The following is a 17778-nucleotide window of genomic DNA, read 5'->3' on the forward strand; positions in this document are numbered from 1 at the left end:
ACAGGTAAAGCCCTGTTTATGGCGCTCAGGAGCCAGCGCCCACCTGCCGGGCTAATCCACCACTCTGATCGAGGTTCACAGTACTGCGCATACGATTACCGGGTCATACAGGAGCAGTCTGGTCTGAAAACATCAATGTCGCGTAAAGGTCACTGTTACGACAACGCTCCGATGGAAAGCTTCTGGGGAACGCTGAAAAATGAGAGCCTGAGCCACTATCGTTTTAATAACCGGGATGAAGCCATCTCAGTAATACGGGAATACATTGAGATTTTCTACAATCGTCAGCGTCGTCACTCTCGTCTGGGGAATATCTCCCCGGCAGCCTTCAGGGAAAAATATCATCAGATGACTGCTTAAAAAAAGAACAAATGGTAGTGTCCGCTATTGCCAGTACACCTCAAACAACAAGCCGACGTCATTATTTCCAACCGAATGGCAGAAGAGCTTAAGGATGTGGCAGATAAAGTCTACACCCGCGATCTCTTTGGTAGCGACTAACATCTTGTTATCAGGGCGATTTTCGCCCTGATTCTCTTATGTTCCCTTTGTAATAATTCATTATTTTTATCATTTATCCTATAGCATTCATGGCGATTATCGCTAAACTATGGCGACTTAAAATTATTTCGTCCGTTAGGGTAATGATGAGAGTAGAAAATAATAATGTTTCTGGGCAAAACCATGACCCGGAACAGATTGATTTGATTGATTTGATTGATTTACTGGTCCAACTATGGCGCGGCAAGATGACTATCATCATTTCTGTCATTGTGGCTATTGCCCTGGCTATAGGGTATCTGGCCGTTGCCAAAGAAAAGTGGACTTCCACAGCTATCGTTACTCAACCTGATGTGGGGCAAATCGCTGGTTATACCAACGCGATGAATGTGATCTACGGATCAGCTGTACCGAAAGTCTCCGACATTCAGGCTTCACTTATCGGACGTTACAGCACTGCATTCTCAGCATTAGCGGAAACGCTGGATAACCAGGAAGAAGCAGAAAAGCTGACCATTGAGCCTACCGTTAAAAATCAGTCATTACCGTTAGCGGTTTCTTATGTGGGTGAAACACCTGAAGGTGCGCAGAAACAGCTGGCGAAGTATATCCAGCAAGTTGACGACCAGGTCAATGAAGAACTGGAAAAAGACCTGAAAGATAACATCGCGCTGCGTATGAAAAACTTGCAGGACTCTCTGAAAACCCAGGAAGTGGTCGCGCAGGAGCAGAAAGATCTGCGTATCCGTCAGATTCAGGAAGCGTTGCAGTATGCGAATCAGGCGCAGGTGACAAAGCCACAAGTTCAGCAGACTGAAGATGTGACACAAGATACGTTGTTCCTTTTGGGGAGCGAAGCGCTGGAGTCGATGATTAAGCATGAGGCGACCCGTCCGTTGGTGTTCTCGCCAAACTACTATCAGACTCGTCAAAACCTGCTGGATATCGAAAGCTTAAAGGTTGATGATCTTGATATTCATGCTTACCGTTATGTGATGAAACCGATGTTACCTATTCGTCGCGATAGCCCGAAAAAGGCAATTACCTTGATTCTGGCGGTGCTGCTGGGCGGCATGGTTGGCGCGGGGATTGTGCTGGGGCGTAATGCGCTGCGTAATTACAACGCGAAATAATCTTTGCAGCTTTAAAGAAAACGGGCAGGGTGGTGACACCTTGCCCGTTTTTTTTGCCGGATGCGATGTATCCAGCTTACGTGTGCAGAGAGAATAGTCGGCCCGATAAGCTTGCGCATCGGGCTATGGCTCCGGATGCGACAACAACATCGCATCCGCTTACCCAGTAACTCACTGATGCCGTTTACGCAGGTTCTCAATTACCGTCGTTAAATCCAGATCCTGATCCTGCAACAGCACCAGCAGGTGATACATCAAATCAGATGCCTCGTTGGTCAGCTCAAAGCGGTCATGTACCGTTGCTGCCAGTGCGGTTTCCACGCCTTCTTCGCCCACTTTCTGCGCAATGCGTTTGGTGCCGCTGGCATACAGTTTGGCAGTGTAGGAGGTTTCCGGGTCGGCAGATTTACGTTCGGCGAGCAGTTGTTCCAGTTGATACAGGAACAGCCACTGGTGAGCGGTGTCGCCGAAGCAGCTGCTGGTGCCTTTGTGGCAGGTTGGCCCGATGGGATTCGCCAGCACCAGTAACGTGTCGTTGTCGCAGTCCGGGGCAATACTCACCACATTGAGAAAATTGCCCGATGTTTCGCCTTTGGTCCACAGTCGCTGTTTAGTGCGCGAGAAGAAGGTGACTTTGCCGCTTTCGATGGTTTTGTCTAAGGCTTCCGGGTTCATATAGCCCAGCATTAACACTTTGCCGGATACCGCGTGTTGCACAATCACCGGCATCAGTCCGTCGGTTTTTTCCCAGTCCAGTTCGCGACATTGTTGTTCTGTTAACATATCCTGATCTCCACGCCCTGTGTTGCCAGGTACGCTTTTAATTCACCAATATTGATTATTTGTTTGTGGAATACAGAAGCTGCCAGCGCGCCGTCAACGTCGGCATCGCGGAAGGCTTCGAGGAAGTGTTCCATGGTGCCTGCGCCACCGGAGGCAATCAGCGGGACGTGGCAAACTTCACGCACTTTTTTCAGTTGTTCGAGATCGTAACCGTTACGCACGCCGTCCTGATTCATCATGTTGAGGACGATTTCTCCGGCACCGCGTTTTTGCACTTCCTGTACCCACTCGAGTGTTTCCCACTGAGTAACGCGGGTGCGGCTTTCATCGCCGGTATATTGATTCACATGATATTTACCGGTTTCGGCGTCGTACCAGGTATCAATACCGACCACAATACACTGCACGCCAAAGCGATCGGCCAGGCGAGTAATTAACGTCGGGTCCGCCAGCGCAGGGGAGTTAATGGAGATTTTATCCGCGCCAAAGGAAAGAATTTTGGCGGCGTCATCCAGCGATTTAATCCCACCCGCCACACAGAACGGAATGTCGATCACTTCCGCCACGCGAGATACCCAGCTTTTATCTACCACACGGCCATCGCTGGAAGCGGTGATATCGTAGAACACCAGTTCGTCAGCGCCTTCTTCAGCGTAGCGTTTTGCCAGCGGCACGATATCGCCAATGATTTCATGGTTGCGAAACTGTACGCCTTTCACCACCTGACCATCACGAACGTCGAGACATGGGATTATGCGTTTTGCCAGCATGCGATGGCCTCCTTCACGGTGAATTTACCTTCCAGTAATGCACGACCAACTATTACGCCGCGCACGCCCGTACCACGCAGGGCAGCAACATCGTTAATGTCGCCAATGCCGCCGGATGACTGAAATGCCACCTGCGGGTATCTGGCGCACACTTCTTCATATAAAGAGACGTTAGAACCTGCCAGCGTGCCGTCGCGCGAGATATCGGTACACAGCACATGTTTCAGTCCGACGGGCAGATAGGTTTCCACCAGTTGTTCCAGTGAAACGCCCGAGTTCTCTTGCCAGCCGCTGACTGCCACCTGCTTGTTGCCTTGCTCGTCAATACGGACATCCAGCGCCAGCACTAAGGCATCGGCACCGAAACGTTCAAACCAACCTTTCACCATTTCTGGTGATTTCACCGCGGTGGAACCGACCACCACGCGCGCAACGCCTGCTTCCAGCAACGCCGCCACGTCTTCTTCGCTACGCACGCCGCCGCCAACCTGCACCGGAACGTTAACGCCCGCCACCAGGGTTTTAATCAGCGGGATTTGACGTTTAGCCGGATCTTTTGCCCCGGTCAGATCCACCAGGTGCAGCACTTCGGCACCCTGCGCGGCGTAATCCTGTAAGCGCGGCAGCGGGTCGTTACCGTAATCGCGCTGTTTGCCGTAATCACCCTGATGGAGACGCACCACAGTGCCGTCGATTAAATCTAATGCCGGAATAATCATCACATCTCCAGGAAGTTTTTCAGCAGCTTAGCGCCAGCGGCACCAGAACGCTCCGGGTGGAACTGCACGCCGTAGAAGTTATCTTTTTGTACCGCCGCGGTGAACGGTTCGCCGTAATTACACTGGGCGATGGTCCACGAATTGACCGGCATTGCGTAACTGTGAACAAAGTAAAAGTACGCGCCGTCTTCAATCCCCTGAAACAGGCGATTGCCTGCCTGCGGATAAACGCGGTTCCAGCCCATATGTGGCAGTGGCAGACCAAAGTCGGTCATTTTCGGCACGTCTTCGTCGATGATGCCCAGCAAATCGACGCCGTTGCTCTCTTCGCTGCGCCGCCCCAGCAGTTGCATCCCTAAGCAGATGCCCAGCACCGGTTGGGTACAGGCTTTGATGAGATCAAACAGCTCGCGCTCACGCACCTGATCCATCGCTGCTTGTGCAGTGCCAACGCCGGGTAAAAATAGTTTATCGGCCAGCAACACGACGTCCGGGTCACGGCTGACTTTGGGTTCATAACCGTGACGCGCAATGGCAGACTTCACCGAGTTCAGGTTGGCGCAGCCGGTATCCAGGATCACCACGTTCATTACAGCACTCCTTTCGACGAGGGCAGGGTGTCGCCTTCCACGCGGATGGCCTGGCGCAGGGTGCGACCAAAGGCTTTAAAGAGACTCTCTACACGGTGATGATCGTTTTTACCTTTGGTTTTCAGGTGCAACGTCACGCCCATGGTGTATGAGAGCGAACGGAAGAAGTGCTCGATCATTTCGGTGCTGAGATCGCCCACGCGCTGGTAGGTAAATTCGGCTTTATATTCCAGGTGCGGGCGACCAGAGATATCCAGTGCACAGCGGGCAAGGCATTCGTCCATCGGCAGCACAAAACCAAAGCGGCAAATACCGCGTTTATCGCCGAGGGCAATTTTTAACGCTTCGCCCAGCGCCAGGCCGGTATCTTCGACGGTGTGGTGATCGTCGATATAGAGGTCGCCTTTGACGTTGACTTCCATGCGGAAACCGCCGTGGGTGGCGATCTGATCCAGCATGTGATCAAAGAAGCCAACACCGGTGTTAATCTTGCTGCCACCTTCGCGATCCAGCCACACCTGGACATCAATTTGCGTCTCTTTGGTGTTGCGCACTACATGGGCGTAACGGTCTCGTTTAGTGAGTTGCTCGCCAATCATCGGCCAGTTCAGGGTTTCGCGGTCGTAGCGTAAACCATTAATGCCCATGTTTTCCGCCAGTTGAATGTCGGTTGCGCGATCGCCAATCACATAACTGTTAGCGCGATCCATCGCTTGCTCAGCCAGATAACGTTCCACCAGTTTTACTTTCGGCTTACGGCAGTCGCACTCATCGGCGGGCAGGTGCGGACAAATCAGCACTTCATCAAACTGTACGCCTTGCGAGGTGAAGATCTGCATCATCAGGTTGTGCGGGCCATCGAAATCCGCCTGTGGGAAACTTTGTGTTCCCAGACCATCCTGATTAGTGATCATCACCAGCTTGTAGCCCGCTTTTTGCAGCTTCAGCAGTTCCGGGATCACGCCCGGTTCAAAGGCGAGTTTATCAAAACGGTCCACCTGAAAATCACTCGGCGGTTCGCTAATCAGGGTTCCATCGCGATCGATAAAAAGATACTTCTGACTCATCAAACTTGCTCCGCACGTAAGGCGTCAATGACGCGCTGGCTTTCTTCACGGGTTCCGACGGTAATTCGCAGGCAGCCGCTTAAAGAGGGTTGTTTATTCTGATCACGTAAGATAATGCCCTGATCCCACAAAGATTTAAACACTGCACTGGAGGCTTTAAAGCGCGCCAGAATGTAGTTGGTTTCAGAGTCAAAAACCTGCTCCACGCAGGGGATCTCTTTCAGTGCGGCAATCAGGTATTCGCGTTCTGCAATAATTTGCGCTACCCGTTCGCGCATGGCGACGATTCCCTGCGGGCTTAACGCCTGGGCCGCAATGTCGGCAACCGGCGTCGAGAGCGGGTAGGGGGCGATCACTTTCATCAGCAGGTTGATGACTTCTTCGTTTGCCAGCGTAAACCCGCAACGAAGGCCCGCCAGAGCAAAAGCTTTCGACAGTGTGCGCAAAATAGCCAGGTGCGGATATTCCGCCAGCCAGCCAGCCAGCGATGCCTGCGGGCAAAACTCTATATAGGCTTCATCGGCAACCACAATCGCCTTACCGCGGGTTAACTCCAGCAGGGTGCGAAAATCCTGCGGATTGATCAGTTGCCCGGTCGGGTTGTTGGGGCTGCAAACATAGACCACTTTTACGCCGTCCAGCTTGTCGGAAATGCCCTGTAAGTCCAGTTGCCAGTTGTCCAGCGTCGGCACTGTGCGGCACTCGACGCCAATCGTTTCGGCGCTGACGCTGTACATGCCGTACGTTGGTGGGCAGTAGAGGATGGAGTCTTTACCCGGTTCGCAAAAAGCGCGGATCAGCAGTTCAATACCTTCGTCCGCGCCACGGCTGACCAGCACCTGTTCCGGTTTTACGCCTGCATATTGCGCGTAATTTTCAATCACCGCTTTCGGCTGACATTCCGGGTAGCGGTTGAGCGTTTGCTGAGTAAGCTGAAACTCCACGGCTGTGGGATATTCGTTGGCGTTCAGCCAGACGTCGCCATTACCGCCCAGACGACGCGCCGACTGATACGGCGTCAGGTTGCGGACGTTTTCACGCGCTAAATCGGTAATAGTCACGGTGCTCATGCTTGCTCCTTAAGGGCGTTAACACGCAAAGTAACGGCATTTTTGTGGGCGGTCAGGCGCTCGGCGGCGGCCAGTGTTTCTATGGTTGAAGCCAGCGCGGAGAACCCCTCTTTCGACAGTTCCTGTACGGTCATGCGCTTCTGGAAATCTGCCAGCCCGAGGCTGGAACAGGTGGCGGTGTAACCGTAAGTCGGTAGAACGTGGTTGGTGCCGGAGGCGTAATCACCTGCCGATTCCGGTGACCAGTCACCAAGAAATACCGAACCGGCGCTGGTGATGCTATCGACCAGTTCACGGGCGTTGCGGGTCTGAATGATCAGGTGCTCCGGGCCGTACTGGTTGGAGATCTCCACGCACTGCGCTAAATCTTTAGTCACGATCAGGCGGCTGGCGTTCAGTGCCTGGCGGGCGGTTTCGGCACGCGGCAGTTCTGCCAACTGGCGTTCGACGGCCTCGGCAACGCGACGCGCCATATCAGCAGCGGGCGTCAGTAAAATCACCTGTGAGTCCGGGCCGTGTTCAGCCTGAGAGAGCAAATCAGAAGCCACGAAATCCGGCGTAGCGCCGCTGTCAGCAATCACCAGCACTTCCGACGGGCCTGCGGGCATATCGATCGCCGCACCGTCCAGACGCTGGCTCACCTGACGTTTCGCTTCGGTGACAAAGGCGTTACCCGGCCCGAAGATTTTGTCCACTTTTGGCACAGATTCCGTACCAAACGCCAGTGCGGCAATGGCCTGTGCGCCGCCGACGTTAAACACGTCCTGCACACCGCACAGCTGCGCCGCATAAAGGATCTCATCGGCAATCGGCGGCGGTGAGCACAGCACCACTTTTTTACAGCCCGCAATACTCGCCGGAGTCGCCAGCATTAATACCGTTGAGAAGAGCGGGGCGGAGCCGCCAGGAATATACAACCCAACTGAAGCGACTGGGCGCGTGACCTGCTGGCAACGCACGCCTGGCTGCGTTTCTACATCTACCGGCGGCAGTTTTTGCGCAGTGTGGAAGGTTTCAATATTCTTCACTGCCACCGCCATCGCCTGTTTTAGCTCGTCGCTCAGGCGTTCGCTGGCGGCGGCAATTTCCTCAGCAGACACCTTCAGTGCGGTAACCGTGGTTTTATCAAACTTCGCGCTGTATTCCCGCAGGGCCTCATCGCCGTGTGCTTTCACGTTATCGAGAATATCGTTAACAGTGCGGGTAATGCTTTCAGAAGCGGAGATCGCCGGGCGCATTAACAGCTGGCGTTGTTGCTCCGCAGTACAGCTATTCCAGTCAATGATTGTGTTAAAGCTCATGGCGATCACTCCATCATCTTCTCAATCGGCAGGACCAGGATTGAACTGGCACCCAGCGCTTTCAGTTTTTCCATCGTTTCCCAGAACAGGGTTTCGCTACTGACCATGTGCATCGCTACGCGCTGTTGATCACCCGCCAGCGGTAGAATAGTTGGGCGTTCGGCACCTGGCAGCAGGGCGATGACTTCATCCAGACGTTCGGTCGGTGCGTGCATCATGATGTATTTTGATTCACGCGCCTGGATAACACCCTGAATACGGGTCAGCAGTTTGTCGATCAGTTGCTGTTTGGATTCTTCCATTTCGCCATCGCGTTGTATCAGGCAGGCTTTCGAGCGATAGATAACTTCGACTTCGCGCAGGCCGTTAGCTTCCAGCGTGGCACCGGTGGAAACCAGATCGCAAATCGCATCCGCCAGTCCGGCACGCGGGGCGACTTCAACAGAACCGTTCAGTAAGCAGGATTTAAAAGAGATACCTTTCTGGTCGAGATAACGCTTGAGCAGGTGAGGATAAGAGGTGGCGATACGTTTACCGTTTAAGGAGAGCGGGCCATCCCAGGCTTCATCAACCGGCGTTGCCAGTGAAAGTCGGCAGCCGCCGAAATCCAGACGACGCAGGGTAAAGTAGCGTGGATCTTCACCCTGGGCGCGGCGGTTAAGCAGCTCTTCTTCCAGCACGTTTTCGCCGATAATCCCGAGATCAACCACGCCGTCCATTACCAGACCGGGAATGTCGTCGTCACGCACGCGCAGAATATCAATCGGCATGTTTTCTGCCATCGCGATCAGGCGCTGGGTGTGAAGATTGATTTTAATGCCACAGCGCGCCAGCAATTCGCGTGAGTCATCACTTAAACGGCCGGATTTCTGCATAGCTATGCGTAAACGAGTGTTGTCTGTCATTTTCTTATTCCTCTTTAAACCTGTCTGAACCGTTATCAACCGCGCAATAAAAAAGCCCCCGGAAGGTGATCTTCCGGGGGGCTTTCTCATGCGTTCATGCACCACTGGAAGATCTGAATGTCTTCCAGCACACATCGCCTGAAAGACTAGTCAGGATGATGGTGATGATGGTGATGATGGTGGTGTTTAAATTGAACGCGTGTCATAAAAGTCTCTGTGAATGTTTATTCAACTGATGTCTTTTAACCTAAACCACTTTCACGTTAGAAAGCAAGGGCTTTTTTATATATTTTATGGCGATGGATTTGTTTAATGAATGAGCGGGGAAAGGAGGGGGCTAAGAGGACTGTCCTCTAAGCTGACGGCACCAAAAATAGCGAAGCCTGGATTTTCGTCTCACTGACAATACCTTGATCTACAAACTAATTAATAAATAGTTAATTAACGCCCATCATTGTACAATGAACTGTACAAAAGAGGAGATTGACATGCGTACAATTAGCTACAGCGAAGCGCGTCAGAATTTGTCGGCAACAATGATGAAAGCCGTTGAAGATCATGCCCCTATCCTTATTACTCGTCAGAATGGAGAGGCTTGTGTTCTGATGTCACTCGAAGAATACAACTCGCTGGAAGAGACGGCTTATCTACTGCGTTCCCCCGCTAACGCCCGGAGATTGATGGACTCAATCGATAGCCTGAAATCAGGCAAAGGAACAGAAAAGGACATTATTGAGTGAAACTAATCTGGTCTGAGGAATCATGGGATGATTATCTGTACTGGCAGGAAACAGATAAGCGAATTGTTAAAAAGATCAATGAACTTATCAAAGATACCCGCAGAACGCCATTTGAAGGTAAGGGGAAGCCAGAACCCCTGAAACATAATTTGTCAGGTTTCTGGTCCCGACGCATTACAGAGGAGCACCGTCTGGTATACGCGGTTACCGACGATTCACTGCTCATTGCAGCATGTCGTTATCATTATTGAACAGATTCATTCATAGAATGAATTGTCAGTTTTGATACGCTAGCGTAGCCTTATAGATCTAAGGTGTATCAGGAGATAACGGATGAAAAAGGTCGCAATTGTCGGGTTAGGGTGGTTAGGCATGCCGCTGGCGATGTCACTTTCAGCGCGAGGCTGGCAAGTCACCGGGAGTAAAACCACACAAGATGGTGTCGAAGCGGCCCGAATGAGTGGCATTGATAGCTATCTGCTTCGCATGGAGCCTGAGTTAGTTTGCGATTCTGACGATCTGGATGCCCTGATGGATGCCGATGCACTGGTCATTACGCTTCCGGCACGTCGTAGCGGCTCCGGCGATGAGTTCTATTTACAAGCGGTACAAGAGTTAGTGGATAGCGCGCTGGCCCATCGTATTCCCCGAATTATTTTTACCAGCTCAACATCTGTCTATGGCGATGCGCAAGGCATGTTGAAAGAAACTACCCCGCGTAATCCGGTAACCAACAGTGGACGAGTATTAGAAGAACTCGAAGACTGGTTGCACAATTTACCCGGTACTTCGGTCGATATTCTGCGTCTTGCGGGCCTGGTCGGACCGGGGCGTCATCCCGGACGCTTCTTTGCCGGAAAAACCGCGCCTGATGGTGAACATGGTGTTAATTTAGTCCATTTAGAAGATGTTATTGGCGCTATCACTCTGTTGTTACAGGCACCTAAAGGCGGACACATCTATAATATATGTGCGCCAGCTCACCCTGCGCGTAATGTTTTCTATCCGCAGATGGCCCGTTTACTGGGGCTGGAACCTCCGCAGTTCAGAAATAGTCTGGACAGCGGCAAAGGTAAGATTATTGATGGCAGTCGGATTTGTAATGAACTGGGATTTGAATACCAGTATCCCGATCCGCTGGTAATGCCGCTGGAGTAAACGATCACGCCAGCAGGACGCCGCATACACTGCAAGGGGGCGTGTATGAAACCACTGCTGGATGTGTTGATGATCCTCGATGCCTTAGAAAAAGAAGGCAGTTTTGTGGCGGCGTCGGCCAAACTCTACAAGACGCCGTCCGCTCTGAGTTACACCGTTCACAAGCTGGAAAGCGACCTTAATATTCAATTGCTTGATCGTAGCGGTCACCGCGCTAAATTCACCCGCACCGGAAAAATGTTATTAGAGAAAGGGCGGGAAGTTCTGCATACCGTGCGGGAACTGGAAAAGCAGGCGATCAAACTGCATGAAGGCTGGGAAAACGAGCTGGTGATTGGCGTGGACGACACGTTTCCTTTTTCTCTGCTTGCGCCACTGATTGAAGCTTTTTATCAACATCATAGCGTGACGCGCCTGAAGTTTATCAATGGCGTACTCGGTGGTTCATGGGATGCCCTGACTCAGGGGCGAGCGGATATTATTGTTGGCGCGATGCATGAGCCACCATCTTCCAGTGAGTTTGGTTTTTCACGGTTGGGCGATCTGGAACAAGTCTTTGCCGTCGCGCCTCATCATCCGTTAGCCCTGGAAGAAGAGCCGTTAAATCGTCGTATTATTAAGCGATATCGGGCGATTGTGGTGGGGGATACTGCGCAGGCAGGCGCTTCTACGGCCTCACAACTTCTCGACGAACAAGAAGCCATTACCGTTTTCGATTTTAAAACCAAACTGGAGCTGCAAATTAGCGGCCTCGGCTGCGGCTATTTACCCCGTTATCTGGCGCAACGTTTTCTCGATAGTGGCGCGTTAATCGAGAAGAAAGTGGTCGCCCAAACTCTCTTTGAACCCGTCTGGATTGGCTGGAACGAACAGACCGCAGGCCTTGCCAGCGGCTGGTGGCGAGATGAAATTTTAGCAAATAGTGCGATCGCCGGTGTTTATGCAAAATCTGATGACGGAAAATCAGCCATTTAAAGAAAAATTATTATGACAAGCCTCTCATTCTCTTGTCATTTCCCCCCCATTTAGGCACAATGCGCCGCTGTCAAAAAATGACTAAAAACCGACGTTTCATCAGCGTCGGTTATTTTTTGCTTCAAACCAATCATTCATACCAAGAGGCCGGGCTTCGTACCGGATAGATATTTACTAAAAATCGACAGTTGTTGTCGCTGAGGAATCCAAAAAAATGGGGCAATTTTTTGCTTACGCGACGGTTATCACCGTAAAGGAGAATGACCATGTCGCATAACGTTACTCCAAACACCTCTCGCGTGGAATTGCGTAAAACGCTTACGTTAGTTCCGGTTGTAATGATGGGTCTTGCCTATATGCAGCCGATGACGCTGTTTGATACTTTTGGTATCGTTTCAGGCCTCACGGATGGTCATGTGCCGACAGCCTATGCGTTCGCATTGATTGCGATCCTGTTTACGGCTCTGAGCTACGGGAAGCTGGTTCGCCGCTATCCTTCTGCTGGCTCTGCATACACTTACGCCCAGAAATCCATTAGCCCGACTGTCGGCTTTATGGTGGGTTGGTCTTCTCTGCTCGACTATCTGTTCGCGCCGATGATCAACATTCTGCTGGCGAAAATTTATTTTGAAGCTCTGGTGCCTTCCATCCCATCGTGGATGTTTGTGGTGGCGCTGGTGGCCTTTATGACCGCCTTTAACCTGCGTAGTCTGAAATCCGTAGCGAACTTCAACACTGTAATCGTCGTGTTGCAGGTAGTGCTGATCGCGGTGATTCTGGGCATGGTTGTTTATGGCGTATTTGAAGGTGAAGGCGCTGGTACGCTGGCGAGCACTCGTCCGTTCTGGTCTGGCGATGCGCATGTTATCCCGATGATTACCGGGGCGACAATCCTGTGCTTCTCCTTTACCGGCTTTGACGGCATCAGCAACCTGTCGGAAGAAACCAAAGATGCAGAGCGCGTGATCCCGCGTGCGATTTTCCTGACCGCGCTGATTGGCGGCATGATCTTCATCTTTGCAACTTACTTCCTGCAGCTGTACTTCCCGGATATCTCTCGCTTTAAAGATCCGGATGCGTCACAGCCTGAAATCATGCTGTACGTGGCAGGTAAAGCATTCCAGGTTGGTGCGCTGATCTTCTCCACCATTACCGTACTGGCGTCCGGTATGGCGGCGCACGCAGGTGTTGCGCGTCTGATGTACGTAATGGGGCGTGACGGCGTATTCCCGAAAAGCTTCTTCGGTTATGTACACCCGAAATGGCGTACTCCGGCGATGAACATCATCCTGGTTGGCGCGATTGCCCTGCTGGCAATCAACTTCGACCTGGTAATGGCTACGGCGCTGATTAACTTTGGTGCGTTGGTGGCGTTCACCTTCGTTAACCTGTCGGTTATCTCGCAGTTCTGGATCCGTGAGAAGCGTAACAAGACGCTGAAAGATCACTTCCAGTATCTGTTCCTGCCGATGTGTGGTGCGCTGACCGTTGGTGCGCTGTGGGTTAACCTGGAAGAAAGCTCAATGGTTCTGGGTCTGATCTGGGCGGCTATCGGTCTGATTTACCTGGCTTGCGTCACCAAGAGCTTCCGTAACCCGGTTCCGCAGTACGAAGACGTTGCATAATCATCTTTTCTAATAACAAACCGGAGTCGAATGATTATTTGGCTCCGGTTTTTTTATTCTTTTTTATCGAAATCCTCATTAATAACCATTTGTTCTAATTTAGAGAATTTGGTTATTGGTCTGCATTCCACCAGTCATGAATAATTTCCCTATTAACATTCATCTGGTTAATTAATTTATGTTTTCAATGATATTAAGCGGGCTAATTTGTGGTGCTCTGCTGGGATTTGTCATGCAGCGTGGGGGTTTTTGCGTTAATTCAGGCGGGCCTACTGACTTACGAAGCCGGGGCGTTCCCGTGGCTTGGTACTGTTATAGGTGGGTATATCTTCGGGCTGGGAATTGTTCTGGCGGGTGGATGTGCCACCGGGACCTGGTATCGCGCGGGTGAGGGATTGATCGGCAGTTGGATCGCGCTTTTCACTTATATGGTGATGAGTGCGGTGATGCGTTCTCCACATGCCAGTGGTTTAAATCAAACCTTGCAGCACTACAGTACTGAACATAACTCTATTGCTGAGACTTTTAATTTGTCTGTGTGGCCGTTGGTTACCGTTTTGCTGGTGATAACGCTCTGGGTGGTGATGAAAGAGTTGAAGAAGCCAAAACTCAAAGTCGCGACCTTACCGCCGCGCCGAACCGGGATCGCTCATATTCTGTTTGAAAAACGCTGGCATCCCTTTGTCACTGCTGTACTCATCGGTTTGATTGCGCTTTTAGCCTGGCCCCTGAGTGAAGCAACCGGACGCATGTTTGGGTTAGGAATCACTTCCCCAACGGCCAATATTCTGCAATTTCTGGTCGCAGGTGACGTGAAATACATTAACTGGGGCGTTTTCCTGGTGTTAGGGATCTTCGTGGGGTCATTTATTGCAGCCAAAGCGAGCCGTGAGTTCCGCGTTCGCGCAGCTGATGCACAAACAACAGTACGTAGCGGGTTAGGTGGTGTGCTTATGGGCTTCGGTGCCAGCATTGCAGGTGGTTGCTCTATCGGTAATGGACTGGTCATGACTGCAATGATGACCTGGCAGGGCTGGATTGGCCTTGTATTTATGATTCTCGGAGTCTGGACTGCGTCCTGACTTGTGTATGTACGACCACAGCGTAAGGCACGACTGGCGACTGCTGCGGCAAATTAAGTAAGGTGTAAAGATGGCGATTAAAAAGCTGGATGTGGTGACGCAGGTCTGTCCGTTTCCACTCATAGAAGCAAAAGCAGCACTGGCAGAAATGGCCAGCGGCGATGAGTTGGTAATTGAGTTTGATTGCACCCAGGCAACTGAAGCAATCCCACAGTGGGCGGCAGAAGAAGGACATGCCATCACCGATTATCAGCAGATTGGCGATGCAGCGTGGAGCATCACCGTTCAAAAAGCCTGACTCAACATTGTCCTCCGCCGTACCAGCGGCGGAGGCTTCAAATTAGACGATCTCTTCCGCGTACTGCCAAAGTGCTTTTAACAGCGCCACTTTCTCTTTGTCATCGGCATATTGTTGTACCAGCATCTGCAATTCATCAGCATAACCCTGCAAAAACTCTGGCGTGAATACCTGGCGGCGGTGCTCCAGCCAGCGTTGCTGCTCGGCATAATCCAGCGTCCCCGGGAAGTTGCGTGCCCGATAATTGAACAACAGCTTTTCAATCCGTTTATCAACAAAAGTGATATCCAGTGCCGGTAAATTACGCGGCTCGGTTTCCAGCACAATTTTCATTGCTGCACGATCTGCGTCACTGAAAAAGCCGTTATAAAGCTGTGCATCCACGTTATCTGAAGGCATAAACGGTTCGGCTTCCGCGAATATCGCCACCACTTTTTCGCGCACTTGCGGATTTTCACGCAGAATTTTCAGGTTATCGAGGCAATGCTGACGATTAATTCCCAGTCGGTCGGCATCTTCCGGGCGTAGCGTATTCGCCTGGGCCAGCACCGGACATTTATTGATATGCACCAGCTTAACCGGAACGGCGGCGTTATCGCCAAGATCGGCTTTTGCAGTATATAAACGCTCGCGCAATGTGTCGCTATCCAGTTCCAGTAATGGCGAAATGTCTCCTGCCAAATCCACCATAATTACGGCATTGCGATTTTCTGGATGCCACGCCAGCGGTGCCACCCAGCTGGTATTGCCGCGCCATGCCCCAAACATTCCGGAAACGTGAACCAGGGGTTTCATCTGCGGAACATCAATCAACGCCATCAGTTTGTGTTTATTACGATGGGTAAAGAGATAATCAAACAGACGTGGCTGACGCGTTTTTACCAGTTTCGCCATCGCAATAGTGGCGTACACATCAGCCATCGCATCGTGGGCGTTGCTATGTTCAATACCATTCGCTTTGGTTAAATGCTCAAGGCGAAAGCTCGGTAGACCGTCATCATTTTCAGGCCAGTTTATTCCTTCCGGGCGCAGGGCATAACAGGCACGCATAACATCCAGTAAATCCCAGCGCGAGTTATCATGCTGCCAGCTCCAGGCGTAAGGATCGTAGAAATTACGATAAAAAATGTTGCGTGTGACTTCGTCGTCGAAACGCACATTGTTGTAGCCCAGAATACAGGTCTTCGGTACGGTAAAAAGCGAGTGAATACGGGCGGCAAACGCGGCTTCGTTTTCTCCTTTCGCCCGTGCTTCCTGCGGGGTAATACCGGTAATTAATACGGCTCCTGGCTGGGGTAAATAGTCATCAGCGGGCTTGCAGTAAAAGACTTCGGGTTCGCCGATGACATTGAATTCGCTATCGGTGCGAATGGCTGCGAACTGTGCAGGGCGATCTAACGCGGGGTGCGTGCCAAAGGTTTCGTAATCGTGAAACAAAAAGGTAGATTGTTGCTTACCGTCATTCATCATTAGGTTAAATCCGTTATTTCTGCTGTCTGCCAGAGTATCAAATATCACCGTGCTAATCAGCTTTAGCGCCACAATTTGGCAGCGAGTGGCAACAGATCATGTCAGATAAAAATGAGAGGGTAGTCACATTTTCTTGCACTTTATTCCAGCCAGTTCATAAGTATTTCCGTAAAAAGAACAGCTATTTGAAACTCCTGAGGGTTTGCTGTTGAAACGCCGTCTTATTATTGCTGCTTCTTTGTTCGTTTTTAACTTATCGTCTGGTTTTGCGGCGGAAAACATTCCTTTTTCACCTCAGCCTCCAGAGATTCATGCCGGGTCCTGGGTATTGATGGATTACACCACCGGTCAGATCCTCACCGCGGGTAATGAGCATCAACAGCGCAATCCCGCCAGCCTGACAAAGCTGATGACGGGTTATGTCGTGGATCGCGCTATCGATAGTCATCGCATTACGCCAGACGATATTGTCACCGTGGGGCGCGATGCGTGGGCGAAAGATAATCCGGTGTTTGTCGGTTCTTCACTGATGTTTTTGAAAGAGGGCGATCGCGTATCGGTACGTGATTTAAGCCGTGGTTTAATTGTGGATTCCGGAAATGACGCTTGTGTTGCTCTGGCTGACTATATTGCCGGTGGGCAACGGCAGTTTGTTGAAATGATGAACAACTATGCCGAGAAGCTGCATCTCAAGGATACGCATTTTGAAACAGTGCATGGTCTGGATGCACCTGGCCAGCATAGCTCGGCTTATGATTTAGCTGTGCTTTCTCGTGCTATCATCCACGGCGAGCCCGAGTTTTATCATATGTACAGTGGGAAAAGTCTCACCTGGAACGGTATCACCCAGCAAAACCGTAACGGGTTGTTGTGGGATAAAACCATGAATGTTGACGGCCTGAAAACGGGTCATACTTCTGGTGCCGGGTTTAATCTCATTGCTTCGGCTGTAGATGGGCAGCGTCGTCTCATTGCAGTGGTAATGGGGGCTGACAGTGCAAAAGGTCGTGAGGAAGAGGCAAGAAAATTACTGCGTTGGGGGCAACAAAACTTTACTACGGTGCAAATTTTGCACCGTGGGAAAAAGGTCGGAACGGAACGCATCTGGTATGGCGATAAAGAAAATATCGACCTGGGAACGGAACAAGAGTTCGGTAATGACTCCAACTTATTGATAGTGTTTTATGTTCAGATAATGCCCGATGACTTTGTCATGCAGCTCCACCGATTTTGAGAGCGACAGCGACTTCCGTCCCAGCCGTGCCAGGTGCTGCCTCAGATTCAGGTTATGCCGCTCAATTCGCTGCGTATATCGCTTGCTGATTACGTGCAGCTTTCCCTTCAGGCGGGATTCATACAGTGGCCAGCCATCCGTCATCCATATCACCACGTCAAAGGGTGACAGCAAGCTCATAAGACGCCCCAGCGTCGCCATAGTGCGTTCACCGAATACGTGCGCAACAACCGTCTTCCGGAGCCTGTCATACGCGTAAAACAGCCAGCGCTGCGCGATTTAGCCCCGACGTATCCCCACTGTTCGTCCATTTCCGCGCAGACGATGACGTCACTGCCCGGCTGTATGCGCGAGGTT

The 17778-nt window shown here is 51.3% G+C and carries 19 protein-coding genes, 4 pseudogenes and 1 other annotated feature; of the genes and pseudogenes, 12 read left to right on the forward strand and 11 right to left on the reverse strand.

Features of this window, described 5'->3' with window-relative positions; all coding sequences use genetic code 11:
* The 3 genes and pseudogenes from BFF42_RS23685 to wzzB all read left to right on the forward strand — a co-directional run.
* The coding region (locus BFF42_RS23685; protein WP_146759074.1) for an integrase core domain-containing protein at positions 1-360 on the forward strand (360 nt) is incomplete at its 5' end.
* A 42-nt stretch (positions 361-402) separates the two neighbouring features.
* Positions 403-501: pseudogene (locus tag BFF42_RS23690) on the forward strand (hypothetical protein); the annotation flags it as partial.
* A 146-nt stretch (positions 502-647) separates the two neighbouring features.
* Positions 648-1634 (forward strand): LPS O-antigen chain length determinant protein WzzB, encoded by a 987-nt coding sequence (gene wzzB, locus BFF42_RS23695; RefSeq protein WP_039059235.1) that lies wholly within the window; start codon positions 648-650, stop codon positions 1632-1634.
* Between the two features lie 171 nt (positions 1635-1805).
* Here wzzB and hisIE read toward each other — a convergent pair whose 3' ends face one another.
* The 9 genes from hisIE to hisL form a co-directional block, all read right to left on the reverse strand.
* Positions 1806-2417, reverse strand: coding sequence for a bifunctional phosphoribosyl-AMP cyclohydrolase/phosphoribosyl-ATP diphosphatase HisIE (gene hisIE, locus BFF42_RS23700; RefSeq protein ID WP_039059229.1), 612 nt, complete (start codon positions 2415-2417; stop codon positions 1806-1808).
* Positions 2411-3187, reverse strand: coding sequence for an imidazole glycerol phosphate synthase subunit HisF (gene hisF, locus BFF42_RS23705; RefSeq protein ID WP_000880158.1), 777 nt, complete (start codon positions 3185-3187; stop codon positions 2411-2413). Before hisF ends, hisIE begins: the two co-directional genes overlap by 7 nt.
* On the reverse strand, positions 3169-3906 hold the full coding sequence (hisA, locus tag BFF42_RS23710; protein ID WP_000586449.1) for a 1-(5-phosphoribosyl)-5-[(5-phosphoribosylamino)methylideneamino]imidazole-4-carboxamide isomerase: 738 nt from the start codon (positions 3904-3906) through the stop codon (positions 3169-3171). The genes hisF and hisA overlap by 19 nt, the downstream gene beginning before the upstream one ends.
* Positions 3906-4496, reverse strand: coding sequence for an imidazole glycerol phosphate synthase subunit HisH (hisH, locus tag BFF42_RS23715; protein ID WP_001103564.1), 591 nt, complete (start codon positions 4494-4496; stop codon positions 3906-3908). Before hisH ends, hisA begins: the two co-directional genes overlap by 1 nt.
* Positions 4496-5563, reverse strand: a complete 1068-nt coding sequence (hisB, locus tag BFF42_RS23720) for a bifunctional histidinol-phosphatase/imidazoleglycerol-phosphate dehydratase HisB (RefSeq protein WP_000080095.1) — start codon at positions 5561-5563, stop codon at positions 4496-4498. Before hisB ends, hisH begins: the two co-directional genes overlap by 1 nt.
* Positions 5563-6633 carry a histidinol-phosphate transaminase gene (hisC, locus tag BFF42_RS23725; protein WP_000108980.1) on the reverse strand — a complete coding sequence of 357 codons (1071 nt, stop codon included), beginning with the start codon at positions 6631-6633 and terminating at the stop codon, positions 5563-5565. The genes hisB and hisC overlap by 1 nt, the downstream gene beginning before the upstream one ends.
* Positions 6630-7934, reverse strand: a complete 1305-nt coding sequence (hisD, locus tag BFF42_RS23730) for a histidinol dehydrogenase (RefSeq protein ID WP_039060143.1) — start codon at positions 7932-7934, stop codon at positions 6630-6632. The genes hisC and hisD overlap by 4 nt, the downstream gene beginning before the upstream one ends.
* A gap of 5 nt (positions 7935-7939) precedes the next feature.
* Positions 7940-8839, reverse strand: coding sequence for an ATP phosphoribosyltransferase (gene hisG, locus BFF42_RS23735; RefSeq protein ID WP_000131782.1), 900 nt, complete (start codon positions 8837-8839; stop codon positions 7940-7942).
* A gap of 46 nt (positions 8840-8885) precedes the next feature.
* Positions 8886-9010: a sequence feature (His leader region), on the reverse strand.
* Entirely contained in the window at positions 8986-9045 is a 60-nt protein-coding gene (hisL, locus tag BFF42_RS23740) for a his operon leader peptide (RefSeq protein ID WP_032145667.1), read from the reverse strand. It overlaps the preceding feature by 25 nt.
* 282 nt (positions 9046-9327) lie before the next feature.
* On the opposite strand from hisL, the gene yefM reads away from it, so the two are divergent.
* The 8 genes and pseudogenes from yefM (at position 9328) to tsuB (ending at position 14717) form a co-directional block, all read left to right on the forward strand.
* A complete protein-coding gene (gene yefM / locus BFF42_RS23745) occupies positions 9328-9579 on the forward strand; it encodes a YoeB-YefM toxin-antitoxin system antitoxin YefM (RefSeq protein ID WP_001259255.1) in 252 nt (83 codons plus the stop codon).
* Complete coding sequence (yoeB, locus tag BFF42_RS23750) at positions 9576-9830, forward strand: type II toxin-antitoxin system mRNA interferase toxin YoeB (protein WP_000767829.1); 255 nt, start codon at positions 9576-9578, stop codon at positions 9828-9830. The genes yefM and yoeB overlap by 4 nt, the downstream gene beginning before the upstream one ends.
* 82 nt (positions 9831-9912) lie before the next feature.
* Positions 9913-10737 (forward strand): SDR family oxidoreductase, encoded by an 825-nt coding sequence (locus tag BFF42_RS23755; protein WP_000754747.1) that lies wholly within the window; start codon positions 9913-9915, stop codon positions 10735-10737.
* Positions 10738-10782: 45 nt separating this feature from the next.
* Entirely contained in the window at positions 10783-11712 is a 930-nt protein-coding gene (locus BFF42_RS23760) for a LysR substrate-binding domain-containing protein (protein ID WP_039059232.1), read from the forward strand.
* Positions 11713-11926: 214 nt separating this feature from the next.
* Positions 11927-11989 (forward strand): membrane protein YoeI, encoded by a 63-nt coding sequence (yoeI, locus tag BFF42_RS23765; RefSeq protein ID WP_010723108.1) that lies wholly within the window; start codon positions 11927-11929, stop codon positions 11987-11989.
* Positions 11979-13337 carry a putrescine/proton symporter PlaP gene (gene plaP / locus BFF42_RS23770; protein ID WP_000019197.1) on the forward strand — a complete coding sequence of 453 codons (1359 nt, stop codon included), beginning with the start codon at positions 11979-11981 and terminating at the stop codon, positions 13335-13337. The genes yoeI and plaP overlap by 11 nt, the downstream gene beginning before the upstream one ends.
* 178 nt (positions 13338-13515) lie before the next feature.
* A pseudogene (locus BFF42_RS23775) lies at positions 13516-14419 on the forward strand (YeeE/YedE thiosulfate transporter family protein).
* A gap of 70 nt (positions 14420-14489) precedes the next feature.
* Positions 14490-14717: a thiosulfate utilization sulfurtransferase TsuB/YeeD gene (gene tsuB / locus BFF42_RS23780; protein ID WP_000985273.1), complete on the forward strand. Its 228-nt coding sequence runs from the start codon at positions 14490-14492 to the stop codon at positions 14715-14717.
* A 42-nt stretch (positions 14718-14759) separates the two neighbouring features.
* Here the strand turns inward: tsuB and sbcB are convergent, their stop codons facing one another.
* Entirely contained in the window at positions 14760-16187 is a 1428-nt protein-coding gene (sbcB, locus tag BFF42_RS23785; RefSeq protein WP_073692834.1) for an exodeoxyribonuclease I, read from the reverse strand.
* Positions 16188-16395: 208 nt separating this feature from the next.
* Between sbcB and dacD the strand changes: the two are divergent.
* Positions 16396-17340, forward strand: a pseudogene (gene dacD, locus BFF42_RS23790) (serine-type D-Ala-D-Ala carboxypeptidase DacD); the annotation flags it as partial.
* Between the two features lie 15 nt (positions 17341-17355).
* Here dacD and BFF42_RS23795 read toward each other — a convergent pair.
* Positions 17356-17732 (reverse strand): annotated as a pseudogene (locus BFF42_RS23795) (IS1 family transposase).
* Positions 17733-17778: the final 46 nt, after the last annotated feature.

Origin of the sequence: Shigella sp. FC1661, from assembly GCF_001712525.1 — a bacterium.
Taxonomy (GTDB): domain Bacteria; phylum Pseudomonadota; class Gammaproteobacteria; order Enterobacterales; family Enterobacteriaceae; genus Escherichia; species Escherichia coli.